The 17,273-nt window shown below is 69.8% G+C and carries 13 protein-coding genes; 11 read left to right on the top strand and 2 right to left on the bottom strand.

Annotated features, from left to right (window positions below; translation table 11 throughout):
- Nucleotides 1–20: 20 nt before the first annotated feature.
- The 10 genes from AQI70_RS31855 to AQI70_RS31810 all read left to right on the top strand — a co-directional run bounded on the left by AQI70_RS31855 (nucleotide 21) and on the right by AQI70_RS31810 (nucleotide 12,941).
- Nucleotides 21–1,637 (top strand): carboxyl transferase domain-containing protein, encoded by a 1,617-nt coding sequence (locus AQI70_RS31855; RefSeq protein WP_062155930.1) that lies wholly within the window; start codon nucleotides 21–23, stop codon nucleotides 1,635–1,637.
- 14 nt (nucleotides 1,638–1,651) lie between these two features.
- Entirely contained in the window at nucleotides 1,652–3,583 is a 1,932-nt protein-coding gene (locus AQI70_RS31850; RefSeq protein ID WP_062155929.1) for an acetyl/propionyl/methylcrotonyl-CoA carboxylase subunit alpha, read from the top strand.
- Nucleotides 3,580–4,512: a hydroxymethylglutaryl-CoA lyase gene (locus tag AQI70_RS31845; protein ID WP_062155928.1), complete on the top strand. Its 933-nt coding sequence runs from the start codon at nucleotides 3,580–3,582 to the stop codon at nucleotides 4,510–4,512. The genes AQI70_RS31850 and AQI70_RS31845 overlap by 4 nt, the downstream gene beginning before the upstream one ends.
- A 6-nt stretch (nucleotides 4,513–4,518) precedes the next feature.
- Nucleotides 4,519–5,679 (top strand): acyl-CoA dehydrogenase family protein, encoded by a 1,161-nt coding sequence (locus tag AQI70_RS31840; protein ID WP_062155927.1) that lies wholly within the window; start codon nucleotides 4,519–4,521, stop codon nucleotides 5,677–5,679.
- A 132-nt stretch (nucleotides 5,680–5,811) separates the two neighbouring features.
- On the top strand, nucleotides 5,812–6,858 hold the full coding sequence (locus tag AQI70_RS31835; RefSeq protein ID WP_062155926.1) for an ABC transporter substrate-binding protein: 1,047 nt from the start codon (nucleotides 5,812–5,814) through the stop codon (nucleotides 6,856–6,858).
- Between the two features lie 60 nt (nucleotides 6,859–6,918).
- Nucleotides 6,919–7,773: a siderophore-interacting protein gene (locus AQI70_RS31830; protein ID WP_062155925.1), complete on the top strand. Its 855-nt coding sequence runs from the start codon at nucleotides 6,919–6,921 to the stop codon at nucleotides 7,771–7,773.
- A gap of 150 nt (nucleotides 7,774–7,923) precedes the next feature.
- The gene (gene desA / locus AQI70_RS31825) at nucleotides 7,924–9,366 is read left to right on the top strand and encodes a lysine decarboxylase DesA (RefSeq protein WP_062155924.1); all 1,443 of its coding nucleotides are present in this window, start codon (nucleotides 7,924–7,926) and stop codon (nucleotides 9,364–9,366) included.
- Nucleotides 9,350–10,627 carry a lysine N(6)-hydroxylase/L-ornithine N(5)-oxygenase family protein gene (locus AQI70_RS31820; RefSeq protein WP_062155923.1) on the top strand — a complete coding sequence of 426 codons (1,278 nt, stop codon included), beginning with the start codon at nucleotides 9,350–9,352 and terminating at the stop codon, nucleotides 10,625–10,627. Before desA ends, AQI70_RS31820 begins: the two co-directional genes overlap by 17 nt.
- A complete protein-coding gene (locus AQI70_RS31815; protein ID WP_062155922.1) occupies nucleotides 10,624–11,172 on the top strand; it encodes a GNAT family N-acetyltransferase in 549 nt (182 codons plus the stop codon). Before AQI70_RS31820 ends, AQI70_RS31815 begins: the two co-directional genes overlap by 4 nt.
- Nucleotides 11,169–12,941 carry an IucA/IucC family protein gene (locus AQI70_RS31810; RefSeq protein WP_062155921.1) on the top strand — a complete coding sequence of 591 codons (1,773 nt, stop codon included), beginning with the start codon at nucleotides 11,169–11,171 and terminating at the stop codon, nucleotides 12,939–12,941. The genes AQI70_RS31815 and AQI70_RS31810 overlap by 4 nt, the downstream gene beginning before the upstream one ends.
- Nucleotides 12,942–13,006: 65 nt before the next feature.
- Here AQI70_RS31810 and AQI70_RS31805 read toward each other — a convergent pair whose 3' ends face one another.
- A complete protein-coding gene (locus AQI70_RS31805) occupies nucleotides 13,007–14,539 on the bottom strand; it encodes a beta-N-acetylhexosaminidase (RefSeq protein WP_425264648.1) in 1,533 nt (510 codons plus the stop codon).
- A 125-nt stretch (nucleotides 14,540–14,664) separates the two neighbouring features.
- On the opposite strand from AQI70_RS31805, the gene AQI70_RS31800 reads away from it, so the two are divergent.
- On the top strand, nucleotides 14,665–15,549 hold the full coding sequence (locus AQI70_RS31800; protein WP_062155919.1) for a DUF4429 domain-containing protein: 885 nt from the start codon (nucleotides 14,665–14,667) through the stop codon (nucleotides 15,547–15,549).
- A 14-nt stretch (nucleotides 15,550–15,563) separates the two neighbouring features.
- Here AQI70_RS31800 and AQI70_RS31795 read toward each other — a convergent pair whose 3' ends face one another.
- A complete protein-coding gene (locus AQI70_RS31795) occupies nucleotides 15,564–17,129 on the bottom strand; it encodes a purple acid phosphatase family protein (protein ID WP_062155918.1) in 1,566 nt (521 codons plus the stop codon).
- Between the last annotated feature and the right edge of the window lie 144 nt (nucleotides 17,130–17,273).

Raw genomic sequence — 17,273 nt, 5'->3', positions numbered from 1 at the left:
CAAGGTGAGGGGACCGCAGGATGCACGAGGCACCGGAGCTTCAGAGCGCGGCCGATCCCGCGTCGGAGGCCTGGCGGGCCAACGAGGAAGCCCATCGGGCGCTGGTGGAGGAGCTGCGCGGCAAGCTCGCCGCCGCCCGGCTGGGAGGCGGCGAGAAGGCGCGCGCCCGGCACACCGCGCGCGGCAAGCTGCTGCCCCGGGACCGGGTCGACACCCTCCTGGACCCCGGCTCCCCCTTCCTGGAGCTCGCTCCCCTCGCCGCCGACGGGATGTACGACGGCCAGGCCCCGGCCGCCGGTGTCATCGCCGGGATCGGGCGGGTCAGCGGGCACGAGTGCGTGATCGTCGCCAACGACGCCACGGTCAAGGGCGGCACGTACTACCCGATGACCGTGAAGAAGCACCTGCGCGCGCAGGAGGTGGCCCTGGAGAACCGGCTGCCGTGCCTGTATCTCGTCGACTCCGGTGGGGCCTTCCTGCCGATGCAGGACGAGGTGTTCCCGGACCGCGAGCACTTCGGGCGGATCTTCTACAACCAGGCCCGGATGTCGGGCGCCGGGATCCCGCAGATCGCGGCCGTGCTCGGCTCGTGCACCGCCGGCGGCGCGTATGTCCCGGCCATGAGCGACGAGGCCGTCATCGTCCGCAACCAGGGCACGATCTTCCTCGGCGGTCCCCCGCTCGTGAAGGCCGCCACCGGTGAGGTCGTCACGGCCGAGGAACTCGGCGGTGGTGACGTCCACGCGCGCGTGTCGGGTGTCACCGACCATCTCGCCGAGGACGACGCGCACGCGCTGCGGACCGTGCGGAACATCGTCGCCACGCTCCCCGCGCGCGGGCCCCTGCCGTGGGAGGTCCGGCCCGCCGTCGAGCCCAAGGTCGACCCCTACGGCCTCTACGGCGCCGTCCCCGTCGACTCCCGCACCCCCTACGACGTGCGCGAGATCATCGCGCGCGTGGTCGACGGCTCCCGGTTCGCGGAGTTCAAGGCCGAGTTCGGGCAGACCCTCGTCACCGGCTTCGCCCGCATCCACGGCCACCCGGTCGGCATCGTCGCCAACAACGGCATCCTGTTCTCCGAGTCCGCCCAGAAGGGCGCCCATTTCATCGAGCTGTGCGACCAGCGCGGGATCCCGCTGGTGTTCCTCCAGAACATCTCCGGCTTCATGGTCGGCAAGGACTACGAGGCCGGCGGCATCGCCAAGCACGGCGCCAAGATGGTGACGGCGGTGGCGTGCACGCGTGTGCCGAAGCTGACGGTCGTGGTCGGCGGTTCGTACGGCGCCGGGAACTACTCCATGTGCGGGCGCGCCTACTCCCCCCGCTTCCTGTGGATGTGGCCAAACGCCAAGATCTCCGTCATGGGCGGCGAGCAGGCCGCGTCCGTCCTCGCGACCGTCAAGCGGGACCAGCTGGAGGCGCGTGGCGAGTCCTGGCCGGTGGAGGACGAGGAGGCCTTCAAGGCGCCGATCCGGGAGCAGTACGAGCGCCAGGGCAACGCCTACTACGCCACCGCCCGGCTCTGGGACGACGGGGTCATCGACCCGCTGGAGACCCGTCAGGTGCTGGGCCTCGCCCTGACCGCCTGTGCCAACGCGCCGCTGGGTGAGCCCCAGTTCGGCGTCTTCCGGATGTGAGGGGGACGGAACCCATGTTCGACACAGTGCTCGTGGCCAACCGGGGCGAGATCGCCGTACGGGTCATCCGTACGCTCCGCTCGATGGGCGTCCGCTCGGTGGCCGTCTTCTCCGACGCGGACGCCGACGCGCGGCACGTCCGCGAGGCCGACACGGCGGTACGGATCGGTCCGGCTCCGGCGGCCGAGAGCTATCTGTCCGTGGAGCGGCTGCTGGCGGCCGCCGCCCGCACCGGCGCGCAGGCTGTCCACCCCGGCTACGGCTTCCTCGCCGAGAACGCCGAGTTCGCGCGGGCGTGCACCGGCGCCGGGCTCGTCTTCATCGGGCCGCCGGCGGACGCCATCTCCCTCATGGGCGACAAGATCCGCGCCAAGGAGACGGTGAAGGCGGCCGGAGTGCCGGTGGTGCCCGGCTCCAGCGGCAGCGGGCTGACGGACGCCGAACTGGCCGACGCCGCCCGCGAGATCGGCATGCCGGTGCTGCTGAAGCCGTCGGCCGGCGGTGGCGGCAAGGGCATGCGGCTGGTGCGGGACGCGGAGCGGCTGGCGGACGAGATCGCCGCCGCTCGCCGTGAGGCCCGCGCCTCCTTCGGTGACGACACGCTCCTCGTCGAGCGGTGGATCGACCGGCCCCGGCACATCGAGATCCAGGTGCTGGCGGACGGCCACGGCAGCGTCGTCCACCTCGGCGAGCGCGAGTGCTCCCTCCAGCGGCGGCACCAGAAGATCATCGAAGAGGCGCCGAGTGTGCTGCTCGACGAGGAGACCCGGGCGGCGATGGGCGAGGCGGCCGTGCAGGCGGCGCGCTCCTGCGGCTACCGGGGCGCGGGCACGGTGGAGTTCATCGTGCCGGGCGGCGACCCGTCGTCGTACTACTTCATGGAGATGAACACCCGCCTCCAGGTGGAGCACCCGGTCACCGAGCTGATCACGGGCCTGGATCTGGTGGAGTGGCAGCTGCGGGTCGCGGCGGGCGAGCGACTGCCGTACCGGCAGGCCGACATCACGCTCACCGGCCACGCGATCGAGGCGCGGGTGTGTGCCGAGGACCCGGCGCGCGGCTTCCTCCCGTCCGGCGGCACCGTCCTCAAACTGCGCGAGCCCCAGGGCGACGGCATCCGCACCGACTCCGGGCTCAGCGAGGGCACCGAGGTCGGCAGCCTGTACGACCCGATGCTGTCCAAGGTGATCGCGTACGGGCCGGATCGCGAGACGGCGATCAGGAAGCTGCGGGCGGCCCTCGCGGAGACGGTCACGCTGGGGGTGCAGACGAACGCCGGGTTCCTGCGGCGGCTGCTCGCGCATCCGGCGGTCGTGGCGGGCGAGTTGGACACCGGCCTGGTGGAGCGCGAGGCGTCCGACCTGGTCGCCACGGACGTACCCGACGAGGTGTACGAGGCGGCGGCGGCCGTACGGCTGGAGGCGCTGCGGCCCACGGGCGACGGCTGGACGGACCCGTTCTCGGTGCCGAGCGGCTGGCGGCTCGGCGGGGCGGCGCAGCCCGTCGGCTTCCACCTGCGCGTACAGGACCCGGTGGAGTACGCCCCGCGCGGCTCCGCCACCGTCACGGACGACCGCGTGTCCGTGACCCTCGACGGCGTACGCCACACCTTCCACCGCGCCGCCGACTGGCTCGGCCGCGACGGCGACGCCTGGCACGTGCGCGACCACGACCCGGTGGCCGCGTCCCTGACCCGCGCGGCCCACTCGGGCGCCGACTCCCTCACCGCGCCCATGCCGGGGACGGTGACGGTGGTGAAGGTCGCCGTCGGGGACGAAGTGACGGCGGGACAGAGCCTGCTGGTGGTGGAGGCGATGAAGATGGAGCACGTCATCTCCGCCCCGCACGCCGGCACCGTCACCGGCCTCGACGTCGCACCGGGCACGACGGTCGCCATGGACCAGGTGCTCGCGGTGATCGCACCCCACGAGGAGGTGGCGGAATGACACTGCCCATGGTCGTGCCGGCACCGGGCCTGCCCGCGCGGGTGCGCATCCACGAGGTCGGCGCACGCGACGGCCTGCAGAACGAGAAGGGCACGGTCCCGACACAGGTCAAGGCGGAGTTCGTCCGCCGCCTCGCCGACGCGGGCCTGACGACGATCGAGGCGACCAGCTTCGTCCACCCCAAGTGGGTGCCCCAACTGGCCGACGCCGAGCAGCTGTTCCCGCTGGTCAGCGACCTTCCGGTGGCGCTGCCGGTGCTCGTGCCGAACGAGCGCGGACTGGACCGGGCGCTCGCCCTCGGCGCCCGGCGCGTGGCCGTGTTCGCCAGCGCCACCGAGTCCTTCGCCAAGGCCAACCTCAACCGCACGGTCGACGAGGCGCTCGCGATGTTCGAGCCGGTGGTGGCCCGGGCGAAGGCCGCCGGCGTGCATGTCCGCGGCTATCTGTCGATGTGCTTCGGCGACCCGTGGGAGGGCGCGGTTCCGGTCCCGCAGGTGGTGAAGGTCTGCAAGGCGCTGCTGGACATGGGCTGCGACGAGCTGAGCCTGGGCGACACGATCGGGGTGGCGACGCCGGGCCACGTACGGCAGTTGCTGACGGCCCTCACCGACGAGGGCGCCGACGTGGAAGCGCTGGGCGTCCACTTCCACGACACCTACGGCCAGGCCCTCGCCAACACCCTGGCCGCCCTCCAGCACGGCGTCACCACCGTCGACGCCTCCGCGGGTGGCCTCGGCGGCTGCCCGTACGCGAAATCGGCCACCGGGAACCTGGCCACCGAAGACCTCGTGTGGATGCTGCGGGGCCTTGGCATCGACACCGGAGTCGACCTCGACCGTCTCGTCGCCACGAGCGCCTGGATGGCCGAACAACTGGGCCGACCCAGCCCGTCCCGCACCGTCCGAGCCCTCTCCCACAAGGAGCGCTGAACAGCCATGGACCACCGTCTCTCCCCCGAACTGGAGGAACTCCGCCGCACGGTGGAGGAGTTCGCCCACGATGTCGTGGCCCCCAAGATCGGCGAGTACTACGAGCACCACGAGTTCCCCTACGAGATCGTGCGGGAGATGGGCCGCATGGGCCTGTTCGGCCTGCCGTTCCCGGAGGAGTACGGCGGCATGGGCGGCGACTACCTGGCCCTCGGCGTGGCGCTCGAAGAGCTGGCCCGCGTGGACTCCTCGGTCGCCATCACCCTGGAGGCGGGCGTCTCCCTCGGCGCGATGCCGATCCATCTCTTCGGTACCGAGGAGCAGAAGCAGCAGTGGCTGCCGCGGCTGTGCTCCGGCGAGATCCTCGGCGCGTTCGGCCTCACGGAACCGGACGGCGGCAGCGACGCGGGCGCGACCCGTACGACCGCCCGGCTCGACCCGGAGACGGACGAATGGGTGATCAACGGCACCAAGTGCTTCATCACCAACTCGGGCACGGACATCACCGGCCTGGTCACCGTCACGGCGGTCACCGGCCGCAAGACCGACGGCAAGCCGCGGATCTCCGCGATCATCGTCCCGTCCGGCACCCGGGGCTTCACCGTCGCCGCCCCGTACTCCAAGGTCGGCTGGAACGCCTCCGACACCCGCGAGCTGTCCTTCGCCGACGTGCGCGTCCCGGCGGCCAACCTCCTCGGCGAGGAGGGCCGCGGCTACGCCCAGTTCCTGCGGATCCTGGACGAGGGCCGTATCGCCATCGCCGCGCTGGCGACGGGGCTCGCGCAGGGCTGTGTGGACGAGTCCGTGAAGTACGCCAAGGAACGCCACGCCTTCGGCCGCCCGATCGGCGCCAACCAGGCCATCCAGTTCAAGATCGCCGACATGGAGATGAAGGCGCACACGGCCCGGCTCGCCTGGCGCGACGCGGCCTCCCGTCTGGTGGCCGGGGAGCCGTTCAAGAAGGAGGCGGCGCTGGCGAAGCTGTACTCCTCGACGGTCGCCGTCGACAACGCCCGCGACGCCACCCAGATCCATGGCGGCTACGGCTTCATGAACGAGTATCCGGTGGCCCGGATGTGGCGGGACTCCAAGATCCTGGAGATCGGCGAGGGCACGAGCGAGGTGCAACGGATGCTGATTGCAAGGGAGTTGGGGCTCGCAGGCTAAGAGCACACGATCCACAGGGTACGCACAGCTTCGATCACAAGGGGCCCCGCCCCTGGACATCAGATCAGGTTAGGCTAACCTACCTTCGAATTGTCCGGCGGGCGATCCGCCCTGTTCGAAAGCAGCGTAGCCATGCCCAACGCCCCAGTCAGCCACCTCACCCGCCGCGGCATCCTCGCCGCGGGCGGCGCCCTCGGCCTCGGTGCCGCGCTCGCAGCCTGTGGGGACGAAGACGCGAAAAGCGGGGGTTCGAGCGAGGCCACGACCGCTGCCAAGTCCGGCCCCTGGACGTTCAAGGACGACCGCGGCACCACCGTGAAGCTCGACAAGGTCCCCACGAAGATCGTCGCCTTCGTGGGTGTCGCGGCCGCCCTGTACGACTACGGCATCGAGGTCAAGGGCGTCTTCGGCCCCACCAAGACCCAGGACGGCAAGGCCGACGTCCAGGCCGGCGACATGGACGTCAGCAAGCTGACGGTCTTCGGCAACGTCTGGGACCAGTTCAACGTCGAGAAGTACGCGGCGTTCGCCCCCGAGGTCCTCATCTCCACGACCTTCGACAACGCCGGCACCCTCTGGTACGTCCCGCAGGCCTCCAAGGACAAGATCGCCAAGCTCGCCCCGAGCGTCGCCATCTCCGTCTACGACCGCCAGCTGACCCAGCCGCTGGAGCGGATGTGGGAGCTCGCCGAGTCCCTCGGCGCGGACATGAAGGCCGACAAGGTCGTCCAGGCCAAGAAGGACTTCGAGGCCGCCGCCGAGCGGCTGCGCAAGGCCGCGAAGGCCCGTCCCGAGATCAAGGTGATGGCCGGTTCCGCCAGCCAGGACCTCTTCTACGTCTCCGGCACCAACCTCTCCATCGACCTTGAGTACTTCAAGGCCCTCGGCGTGAACTTCGTCGAGCCCTCGGAGCGGGCCAAGAAGGCCACCGGCGGCTGGTACGAGTCGCTGAGCTGGGAGAACGTCGACAAGTACCCGGCCGACATCATCGTGATGGACGACCGCTCCTCGACGATCCAGCCGGCCGACATCGCCGAGGCGACCTGGAAGAAGCTGCCTGCGGTCAAGGCCGGGCAGGTCATCTCCCGTTCGCCCGAGCCGATCCTTTCCTACGACAAGTGCACGCCGCTTCTCACCAGCCTCGCCGAGGCCATCGAGAAGGCGAAGAAGGTCGCCTGAGAAAGGGCCACCCGAGGTCCCCGAGGTTGGCATCCCTGACGTCGATTCAGGAGTTACCCCATGACTACGGCCGTCGCCGCCCCGTTCCGTTTCTTCTCCCTGCACGTCGTACGGACGAGGCGGCTCGGCCCGTCCATGGTCCGGGTCACCTTCTCCGGCGAGGACCTGCAGTACTTCTTCTCCGACGGGCGCGACCAGTCCCTGTCGTTGTTCCTGCCGCACCCCGGCCAGAGCGAGCCGCAGGTCCCGATCGAGCTCGGCGACGGCTGGTGGCAGGGCTGGCGTGAACTGCCGGACGACGTGCGGGCCGTGATGCGCTCGTACACCCTGCGCGCCCTGCGCCGGAACCCCGACGAGATCGACATCGACTTCGTCCTGCACGGCATCGCCGCATCCGACAGCCGCTGCGCGACGGGCGGCGCCGCCACCCCGGCCGGCCCCGCCTCCCGCTGGGCCTCCCACGCCGCCCCCGGCGACCGCGTCCTGCTGCTCGGCCCCGCGATCGCCGACAACCGTGCGATCCGGTTCCGGCCGCCGCAGGACACCGATCTGGTGGTGATCTGGGGCGACGAGACCGCCGTACCCGCGGTCTCCGCCGTCCTCGAGTCCCTGCCCGCCGGCACCCGGGCCCGGGTCTGGCTGGAGGTGCACGACGCGGGGGACATCCAGGACCTGGCGAGCGAGGCGGACGCCGAGCTCACCTGGCTGGTCCGGGAGAACGGACTCGACGCCATCCGCGCCGCCCAACTCCCGCCCGCCGAGCGCCCGTACGTCTGGATCGCCGGTGAGTCCGGCTGCGTCAAGGAGCTGCGCCGGCACTTCGTCGGTGAGCGCGGCATCGACCGCCGCCGGGTCACCTTCGTGGGGTACTGGAGGCAGGGGCTGACCGAGGAGCAGCTGCGCGAGCAGGAGTAACTGCCCCTGAAACCAAGGCGATCGGGCGACTGCTGCGACACAAGTGATCGTAGTCACCCTTGTTGCCGCCCTGATTCCAAGATACTTAGGTTAGGCTAACCTAAGTCGCACTCCGCACTTCACGGCCCGTCCCCACCGGAGGACCTCCCCATGCGCTCGCACCTGCTCAATGACACGACCGCGGAGCAGTACCGCCGCTCCGTGACCGAAGGAATCGAGCGGGTGGCCGCCAAACTCGCCGCCACCGACCGTCCGTTCACCGGTGTCACCGTCGACGCCCTCGCTCCCGCCATCGACGCGATCGACCTCGACAAGCCGCTGCGCGACACCGCGGCGGTCCTCGACGAGTTGGAGGACGTGTACCTCCGGGACGCGATCTACTTCCACCACCCCCGCTATCTCGCCCACCTCAACTGCCCGGTCGTCATCCCGGCCGTGCTCGGCGAGGCGATCCTCTCCGCGGTCAACTCCTCCCTCGACACCTGGGACCAGTCGGCCGGCGGCACCCTCATCGAGCGCAAGCTCATCGACTGGACGACGGCCCGAATAGGCCTCGGCCCGGCCGCCGACGGCGTGTTCACCTCCGGCGGCACCCAGTCCAACCTCCAGGCGCTGCTGCTGGCCCGGGAGGAGTCGAAGACGGACTCCCTCGCGAAACTGCGCATCTTCGCCTCCGAGGTCAGCCACTTCAGCGTGAAGAAGTCCGCGAAACTGCTCGGCCTGGGCCAGGACTCCGTGGTCTCCATCCCCGTCGACCACGACAAGCGCATGCAGACCGTCGCCCTCGCCCATGAGCTGGAGCGCTGTAAGAAGGACGGCCTGGTCCCGATGGCCGTCGTCGCCACCGCCGGGACCACCGACTTCGGCTCCATCGACCCGCTGCCGGAGATCGCGGAGCTGTGCGAGCAGTTCGGCGCCTGGATGCACGTCGACGCCGCCTACGGCTGCGGCCTGCTCGCCTCCCTGAAGTACCGGCACCGCATCGACGGCATCGAGCGCGCCGACTCGGTCACCGTCGACTACCACAAGTCCTTCTTCCAGCCGGTGAGCTCCTCCGCCGTGCTGGTCCGCGACGCCTCGACCCTGCGCCACGCCACCTATCACGCGGAGTACCTCAACCCGCGCCGCATGGTGCAGGAGCGCATCCCCAACCAGGTCGACAAGTCCCTGCAGACCACCCGCCGCTTCGACGCCCTCAAGCTGTGGGTGACCCTGCGCACCATGGGCGCCGACGGCATCGGGCAGCTCTTCGACGAGGTCTGCGACCTGGCCGTGGAGGGCTGGAAGCTGCTGGCCGCCGACCCGCGCTTCGACGTCGTGGTCGAGCCGGCCCTCTCCACCCTGGTCTTCCGCTACATCCCGGCGGCTGTCACCGACCCCGCCGAGATCGACCGCGCCAACCTGTACGCCCGCAAGGCCCTGTTCGCCTCCGGCGACGCCGTGGTCGCGGGCACCAAGGTGGGCGCCCGCCACTACCTGAAGTTCACCCTGCTCAACCCCGAGACGAAGGCGGCCGACATCGCCGCCGTCCTCGACCTGATCGCCGGCCACGCCGAGCAGTACCTGGGAGAGTCCCTTGACCGCGCGTCCTGAAAACCCGACCAAGACCCATGACTTCGTGGGGATCGGGCTCGGCCCCTTCAACCTCGGCCTGGCCTGCCTGACCGAACCCATCGCCGAACTCGACGGTGTCTTCCTGGAGTCGAAGCCCGACTTCGAGTGGCACGCCGGGATGTTCCTGGACGGCGCCCACCTGCAGACCCCGTTCATGTCGGACCTGGTCACGCTGGCCGACCCGACCTCGCCGTACTCCTTCCTCAACTATCTGAAGGAGAAGGGCCGACTGTACTCGTTCTACATCCGTGAGAACTTCTACCCGCTGCGGGTCGAGTACGACGACTACTGCCGCTGGGCCGCGAACAAGCTGAGCAGCGTCCGCTTCAACACGACCGTGACGGAAGTCCGCTACGAGGACGAGCTGTACGTCGTGACGACGGCCGCCGGTGACACCTACCGCGCCCGCCACCTCGTCCTCGGCACGGGCACCCCGCCCCACATCCCCGAGGCCTGCCAGGGTCTGGGCGGCGACTTCATCCACAACTCCCGCTATCTGCAGCACAAGGCGGAGCTGCAGCAGAAGGAGTCGATCACCCTGGTCGGCTCCGGCCAGTCCGCGGCCGAGATCTACTACGACCTGCTCAGCGAGATCGACGTCCACGGCTACCGGCTGAACTGGGTCACCCGCTCCCCGCGCTTCTTCCCGCTGGAGTACACCAAGCTCACGCTGGAGATGACCTCGCCGGAGTACATCGACTACTACCGCGAGCTCCCGGAGGCCACCCGCTACCGCCTCACCGCCGAGCAGAAGGGCCTGTTCAAGGGCATCGACGGCGACCTCATCAACGAGATCTTCGACCTGCTCTACCAGAAGAACCTCGGCGGCCCGGTCCCCACCCGGCTGCTCACCAACTCGGCGCTCACCAGCGCGGCGTACGAGAACGGCACGTACACCCTCGGCTTCCGCCAGGAGGAGCAGGGCAAGGACTTCGAGCTGAACTCCCAGGGCCTGATCCTGGCCACCGGCTACAGGTACGCCGAGCCGGAGTTCCTCGCCCCCGTCAAGGACCGCCTGGTCTACGACTCCCACGGCAACTTCGACGTCGCCCGCAACTACGCCATCGACGTCACCGGCCGCGGTGTCTTCCTGCAGAACGCCGGCGTGCACACGCACAGCATCACCAGCCCGGACCTGGGCATGGGCCCGTACCGCAACGCGTACATCATCCGCGAGTTGCTCGGCACCGAGTACTACCCGGTCGAGAAGACCATCGCTTTCCAGGAGTTCACCGTATGAGCATCGGAAGCATCGGGACGTTCACCTTCCGCCCCCTCGATCCCCTGAAGGACGCCGAGCTGCTGCACGGCTGGGTCACCGACCCCAAGGCGGCCTTCTGGATGATGCAGGACGCCAGGCTCCAGGACGTCGAGCGCGAGTACATGCGCATCGCGGCCCACGAGCACCACCACGCCTACCTCGGTCTGCACGACGGCGTACCGGCCTTCCTGATGGAGAAGTACGACCCCCGCTACGTCGAGCTGGTCGGCCTGTACGACCCCGAGCCCGGCGATGTCGGCATGCACTTCCTGGTCGCCCCCACCGACCGGCCCATCCACGGCTTCACCAAGGCCGTCATCACCGCCGTCATGGACGAACTGTTCGCCGACCCGCGCACCCGCCGCGTCGTCGTCGAGCCCGACGTCGGCAACAAGGCCGTGCACGCGCTCAACAAGGCCGTCGGCTTCGTGCCCGAACGTGAGATCGACAAGCCGGAGAAGCGGGCGCTGCTCAGCTTCTGCACGCGCGAACAGTTCTTGGCCGCCCGAGGAGTAGCCGTATGACCCTGTCCGACGCCGTAGCGCATCTGTCCCCCCACCGCTGGGCGCGGGCCAACCGCCTCCTGATCCGCAAGGCGCTCGCCGAGTTCGCCCACGAGCGCCTCATCACCCCGGAGGCCACCGGCGACGGCACCTACGTCGTCCGCAGCGACGACGGCCTGACCCGGTACACCTTCACGGCCGTGCTCCGCGCCCTCGACCACTGGCAGATCGACGCCGACTCGATCACCCGCCACCGCGACGGCGCCGAACTCCCGCTCGCCGCCCTGGACTTCTTCATCGAGCTGCAGAAGTCCCTGGGCCTGAGCGAGGAGATCCTCCCCGTCTACCTGGAGGAGATCTCCTCCACCCTCTCCGGCACCTGCTACAAGCTCACCAAGCCGCAGATCCCGGTCGCCGAGCTCGCCCGCTCCGGCTTCCAGGCCATCGAGACCGGCATGACCGAGGGCCACCCCTGCTTCGTGGCCAACAACGGGCGGCTCGGCTTCGGCATCCACGAGTACCTGTCGTACGCCCCCGAGACCGCGAGCCCCATCCGGCTGGTCTGGCTCGCGGCCCACCGCTCGCGCGCCGCGTTCACGGCCGGTGTCGGCATCGAGTACGAGTCCTTCGTACGGCAGGAGCTGGGCGAGGAGACCGTCGAGCGCTTCTACGGCGTCCTGCGCGAGCAGGGCCTCGACCCCGCCGACTACCTCCTCATCCCCGTCCACCCCTGGCAGTGGTGGAACAAGCTCACCGTCACCTTCGCCGCCGAGGTCGCCCAGCAGCACCTCGTCTGCCTGGGCGAGGGCGACGACGAGTACCTGGCCCAGCAGTCCATCCGGACCTTCTTCAACCGGTCCAGCCCCGAGAAGCACTACGTCAAGACGGCCCTGTCCGTCCTCAACATGGGCTTCATGCGCGGACTGTCGGCCGCCTACATGGAGGCCACCCCGGCCATCAACGACTGGCTGGCCCAGCTCATCGAGGGCGACCCGGTCCTGAAGTCCACCGGCCTGTCGATCATCCGCGAGCGCGCCGCCGTCGGCTACCGGCACCTGGAGTACGAGAAGGCCACCGACCGCTACTCGCCGTACCGCAAGATGCTGGCCGCGCTGTGGCGCGAGAGCCCGGTCGCCTCCCTCCAGGACGGCGAGTCACTGGCCACCATGGCCTCCCTCGTCCACGTCGACCACGAGGGCGCGTCCTTCGCGGGCGCGCTGATCGAGCAGTCGGGCCTGACGCCGACCGAGTGGCTGCGCCGCTACCTGCGCGCGTACTTCACCCCGCTGCTGCACAGCTTCTACGCCTACGACCTGGTGTTCATGCCGCACGGCGAGAACGTCATCCTGGTCCTCAAGGACGGCGTCGTCGAGCGCGCGATCTACAAGGACATCGCCGAGGAGATCGCCGTCATGGACCCGGACGCGGTACTGCCGCCGACGGTCGAGCGGCTGCGCGTGGACGTCCCTGAGGACAAGAAGCTCCTGTCCATCTTCACGGACGTCTTCGACTGCTTCTTCCGCTTCCTCGCCGCGAACCTCGCCGCCGAGGGGATCCTGGAGGAGGACGACTTCTGGCGGACGGTCGCGGACGTCACCCGCGAGTACCAGGAGTCGGTGCCGGAACTCGCCGCGAAGTTCGAGCAGTACGACATGTTCGCGCCCGAGTTCGCGCTGTCCTGCCTCAACCGCCTCCAGCTGCGCAACAACAAGCAGATGGTCGACCTCGCGGACCCGGCCGGCGCCCTCCAGCTCGTGGGCAACCTGAAGAACCCCATCGCAGGGCTGTAAGGCCCCTCTGGACAGGCGGGCACCCCGGAGTACGGTCCTCCGGGGTGCCCGTCAGCTTCTTCGGACTACCGCGCAGGCCACGGAACCTGCGGCGACTGGTAGTACCCGATCCCCAGCGCGTCCCATCGGGGCCCCTGCGCCGCGAGCCGCACCTTGTAGTCCTCCCAGTCGTGCGTGGAAGCCGGCGACCAGCCCAGCTCAGCCACGCCCGCCAGCCTCGGGAAGGCCATGTACTCGATGTCGGCCGACTTCGTGATCGTCTCCGTCCACAGCGGCGCCTCGACGCCCCGGATCGCCGAAGAAGGAGCACCGGCAAGGTAGTTGCCCGGGTCCCAGTCGTACGACCGCTTCACTTCCACGAGGCCCGCCCAGTCCAGGCCCAGCGGGGTGTCCGCCGTGTACTTCATGTCGAGGTAGATCCGGTCGGCGGGCGAGAGGATGAGTCCCGTCCCGTTCTGCGCGGCCTTGGCGACCTGCGCCTTCTCCTCGTCACTCGTACCGTCCAGCCCCCAGTACTGCGCCAGCGCCCCCTTCGCCGGAGTCGCCCCGGTCAGCTGATGCCAGCCGACCACCGTCTTGCCGTACTCGGCGACGATCGGCTGCACCCGGTCCATGAACTTCACATAGTCCTCGTGGCTGGTGGAGTGCGCCTCGTCGCCGCCGATGTGGAGGTACTCGCCCGGCGTGAGCGCGGCGAGCTCACGGATCACGTCGTCCACGAAGTCGTACGTGATCTCCTTGCCGACGCACAGCGAGCTGAAGCCGACGTCGGTGCCGGTGTAGAGCGGGGGTGCCACGCCGTCGCAGTTCAGCTCGGCGTACGAGGCCAGCGCCGCGTTCGTGTGGCCCGGCATGTCGATCTCGGGGACGACCTCAAGGTAGCGGGAGGCGGCGTACCGGACGATCTCCTGGTAGTCGGCCTTGGTGTAGTGGCCGCCGGGGCCGCCGCCGACCTGGGTGGAGCCGCCGTAGGCCGCCAGGCGCGGCCAGGAGTCGATGGCGATGCGCCAGCCCTGGTCGTCGCTGAGGTGCAGGTGCAGCTTGTTGATCTTGTAGAGGGCGAGTTGGTCGATATAGCGCTTGACCTGGTCGACGGTGAAGAAGTGCCGGGAGACATCGAGCATCGCGCCGCGCCAGCCGTAGCGCGGGGTGTCCGTGATGGTGCCGCCCGCGACCAGCCAGGGACCGGGCTGGACGGAGTCCTTCTCGACGGCCGCCGGGAGGAGCTGACGCAGGGTCTGGACGCCGTGGAAGAGGCCGGCGGGCCGGGCGGCCGTGATGGTGACGCCACTGCGGCCGCTGTCGAGGCGGTAGCCCTCCGCGCCGAACGGGCCCTGGGCGAGGCGCAGTCGGATGCCGCCGCGGCCCTGCGAGGTGACGGTCAGCGGGTAGCCGGTGGAGGGCCGCAGGACACCCGCGAGGTACTCGCCGACGCGCCGGGCCTCGCGGGAGTCGTCGACGCGGATGCGGGTGGCGTCGGTGATGCGGTACGGGGATCCGCCCGCCGCCACCGACGCGGGCGCCGGTACCACCTGGGCGAGGGGTATCGCCTCGCCGGACGCCGGTGCCGCGCCGAGCGTGAAGGCGCCGGCCGCCATCACCAGCAGCAGGGATCCGAGGATCCGGGTCGTACGGGGAGTCGTTCTGTGGTGCCGTCTCACATGCGCTCCCTTCGGGATTGGTAGAGACCACTCTCCCGCAGATCCGGTGAAACAATCCCCTCATGGCGGAAATCATCCAGAAGGACGGCACGTGGGTCTTCGACGGCGACGCCCTGCGACTGACCCCCGGACGGGACAAGAACGTCAGCCTCTTCCGCAAGACCCTGGGTGAACTGGTCGTCCCCCTGGGGGCGTTGGCCGGTGTCTCCTTCGAACAGGGGAAGAAGACCGGACGCCTGCGCCTGCGCCTGCGCGACGGCGCCGACCCGCTGCTGCACGCCACCGGAGGCCGGCTCACCGAGCCCAACGACCCGTACCAGCTGATCGTCGAGTCCGACCGGTACGGCGTCGCCGAGTACTTCGTGGACGAGGTGCGCAACGCCCTGCTGCTGGACCAGGTTCCCGCCGACCCGGTCGACGAGTACCTGCTGCCTGGCCCCTCCGTCCCCCTGTCGGTCTCCGCCGGGGACGGCACCGCGAGCTTCGACGGCGAGCACGTCCGTCTGGAGTGGAACTGGAAGACGGAGGACGCCAAGGCCGCCGCCGGCAGCCGCTCCCTCGCGCTCGCCGACATCGCGGCCGTGGAGTGGCATCCGGCGGTGGGCCTGGAGAACGGCTACCTCCGCTTCACCGCCAAGAGCGCGCCCACCAAGGCCCCGCCCAAGTACGACCCCAACTCCGTGGAGCTGTGGGGCTTCAAGAAGGACCCGCTGATGGCCCTGGTGGCGGCGGCGGTCCAGGCCCGCCTGCCGCATCCGGCCAGGGCCGCCGTCCCGGACGTACCGGACGCACGGCCGGAACTGCCGTCCCCGCGGGCCGCGTCCGTCGAGGACGACCACGACGCCCTGCTGCGCCGCCTGCGCGAACTCGGCGAGCTGCACCGCACGGGCGTGCTGACGGACGAGGAGTTCACGATGGCCAAGCAGGCGGTGCTCAAACGGATGTAGCGCGCGTACGGCGGCTACTTGGCCCGGCGGGCCACCGTGAAGTGGTCGATCCGGTCACCCGTCTCGGCGATGCCCTGCACCTTCAGCGTGGCGTAGCGGCCCTTCGGTGCGGGGTTCACGTCCACGCGCAGGAAGGAGTAGTCGAGGTAGCGCACCCGGGACCAGGTGACCGTCTCGTTCTGCTTGCCGCCCTCGACGTTGACGAACGAGGCCACCGAGTCCACCTCGTGCTCGTGTCCCTCGTAGGAGTCCGGCGCGCTGAACGCGTACAGGCTGCGGCCCGCCGCACCCGCCGTCACGTACACCACGCCCTCCGACTCGGGGTAGGCCGTACCGCCGATCGGCAGCTTCTTGGTGACCGCGCCGGCCTTGATGACGTCGGTGCGCTCGTACTGGTGGTTGTGGCCGTTGATCACGAGGTCGACCGTGTACTTCTCGAACAGCGGCACCCACTCCTCGCGCACGCCGCCTTCCGAGGCGTGCGCCGTGGAGGTGCAGTACGCGCAGTGATGGAAGAACGCGACGATGAAGTCGATGTCCTCGGCGGCCCGGAACCTCTTCAGCTGCGCCTCCAGCCACTTGGTCTGGGTGCCGCCGGAGAGGCCGAGGTTGGCCGGGATCTCGAAGGAGATGTCGTTGGGGTCGAGGGAGATGACCGCCGTGTTGCCGTGGACGAAGGAGTAGACGCCCGGCAGGTGCTTCTTGTCGGGTCCGTTGTCGGGGAGCGTGAAGCGGGCCTCCTCGCCGCCGTAGCCGTTGGGCGAGTACCAGGCCTCCATGTCGTGGTTGCCGTACGACACCATCCAAGGGACGGATTTGGCGACCGACTCGGTCTGGGCGAGGAACTGGTCCCAGGTGCGTGAGTCGAAGCCGGTGTCGGAGGCCTTGCCCTGGCCGGCCGGGTCGCCGTACGCGATGTCACCGGCGTGCAGATGGAAGGCCGGGTTCTGGCCGAGGATCAGGCTGTCGTTGGCGAGCGCGTGATAGCTGACGCCCTGGTCGCCGAAGGCGGTGAAGGTGAAGGGCCGCTTGTGGGCGGGGGCGGTGGTGAAGGTGCCGAGGGTGCCGAGGAGGTGCGGCGCGGCGGGGTCGAAGCCCTGGTGGCCGACGCCGTAGTAGTACGTCCGGCCCGGGCGCAGGTGGGTCAGCTCGGCGTGCACGTAGTACTGCGTGTGGTCGCCGCTCGCGCCGACGCCGGCCGGGGTGTACAGGGTGCGCACTTCGGCCTCGATCCGGCGGGAGAGGTCCCACGGGTGGGCGCCGATGCGGACGAAGGGCTTCTTCACCGCGACCGGGACCTGCCAGGAGATCGTCATCTGGGTACGCGGGTCGTTGCCGTAGGCGAGGTGGCGGCCGAAGGGGGCGACCAGGGCGCCGTCGACGGCCTCGGCGGCCGGGGCGGTGAGCTGGGTCGGTACGGTCGCCTGGGCGGTGGCGCCCGGCACGAACGCGCCACCCGCGACGGCGCCCAGGGTGACGGCGCCGCCCCTGATCATCGTGCGCCGGGAGAATCTGGCGCGCAGGTACTCGTGCTGCTCGGCCATGCTCATGCGCTCGGCCAGGTGCTGGGGTACTCCCATGCGAGGAATGTCCATGGCGTCCGAAAGTCGTCTCCTCAGGCAACGGGATGCGGGCCGAGACATGGACAGCTCCGGAACAGGCTGCCATGAGAGCCCCAATGTTGCGCCAAGACTTTCCACAGCCAGTTGCCCGAAATCGGGCAG

The organism is Streptomyces curacoi (assembly GCF_001513975.1).
Classification (GTDB): domain Bacteria; phylum Actinomycetota; class Actinomycetes; order Streptomycetales; family Streptomycetaceae; genus Streptomyces; species Streptomyces curacoi.
The sequence above is the reverse complement of the archived record's forward strand: the minus strand, read 5'-3'. Positions and strand labels throughout refer to the sequence as shown.

Coding starts and splice junctions, on each gene's coding strand:
- AQI70_RS31815 (WP_062155922.1), top strand. CDS start 10,624: ATGAGCATCGGAAGCATCGGGACGTTCACCTTCCGCCCCCTCGATCCC.
- AQI70_RS31795 (WP_062155918.1), bottom strand. CDS start 17,129: ATGGGAGTACCCCAGCACCTGGCCGAGCGCATGAGCATGGCCGAGCAG.
- AQI70_RS31800 (WP_062155919.1), top strand. CDS start 14,665: ATGGCGGAAATCATCCAGAAGGACGGCACGTGGGTCTTCGACGGCGAC.
- AQI70_RS31830 (WP_062155925.1), top strand. CDS start 6,919: ATGACTACGGCCGTCGCCGCCCCGTTCCGTTTCTTCTCCCTGCACGTC.
- AQI70_RS31810 (WP_062155921.1), top strand. CDS start 11,169: ATGACCCTGTCCGACGCCGTAGCGCATCTGTCCCCCCACCGCTGGGCG.
- desA (WP_062155924.1), top strand. CDS start 7,924: ATGCGCTCGCACCTGCTCAATGACACGACCGCGGAGCAGTACCGCCGC.
- AQI70_RS31805 (WP_425264648.1), bottom strand. CDS start 14,539: ATGGCGGCCGGCGCCTTCACGCTCGGCGCGGCACCGGCGTCCGGCGAG.
- AQI70_RS31855 (WP_062155930.1), top strand. CDS start 21: ATGCACGAGGCACCGGAGCTTCAGAGCGCGGCCGATCCCGCGTCGGAG.
- AQI70_RS31845 (WP_062155928.1), top strand. CDS start 3,580: ATGACACTGCCCATGGTCGTGCCGGCACCGGGCCTGCCCGCGCGGGTG.
- AQI70_RS31840 (WP_062155927.1), top strand. CDS start 4,519: ATGGACCACCGTCTCTCCCCCGAACTGGAGGAACTCCGCCGCACGGTG.
- AQI70_RS31850 (WP_062155929.1), top strand. CDS start 1,652: ATGTTCGACACAGTGCTCGTGGCCAACCGGGGCGAGATCGCCGTACGG.
- AQI70_RS31835 (WP_062155926.1), top strand. CDS start 5,812: ATGCCCAACGCCCCAGTCAGCCACCTCACCCGCCGCGGCATCCTCGCC.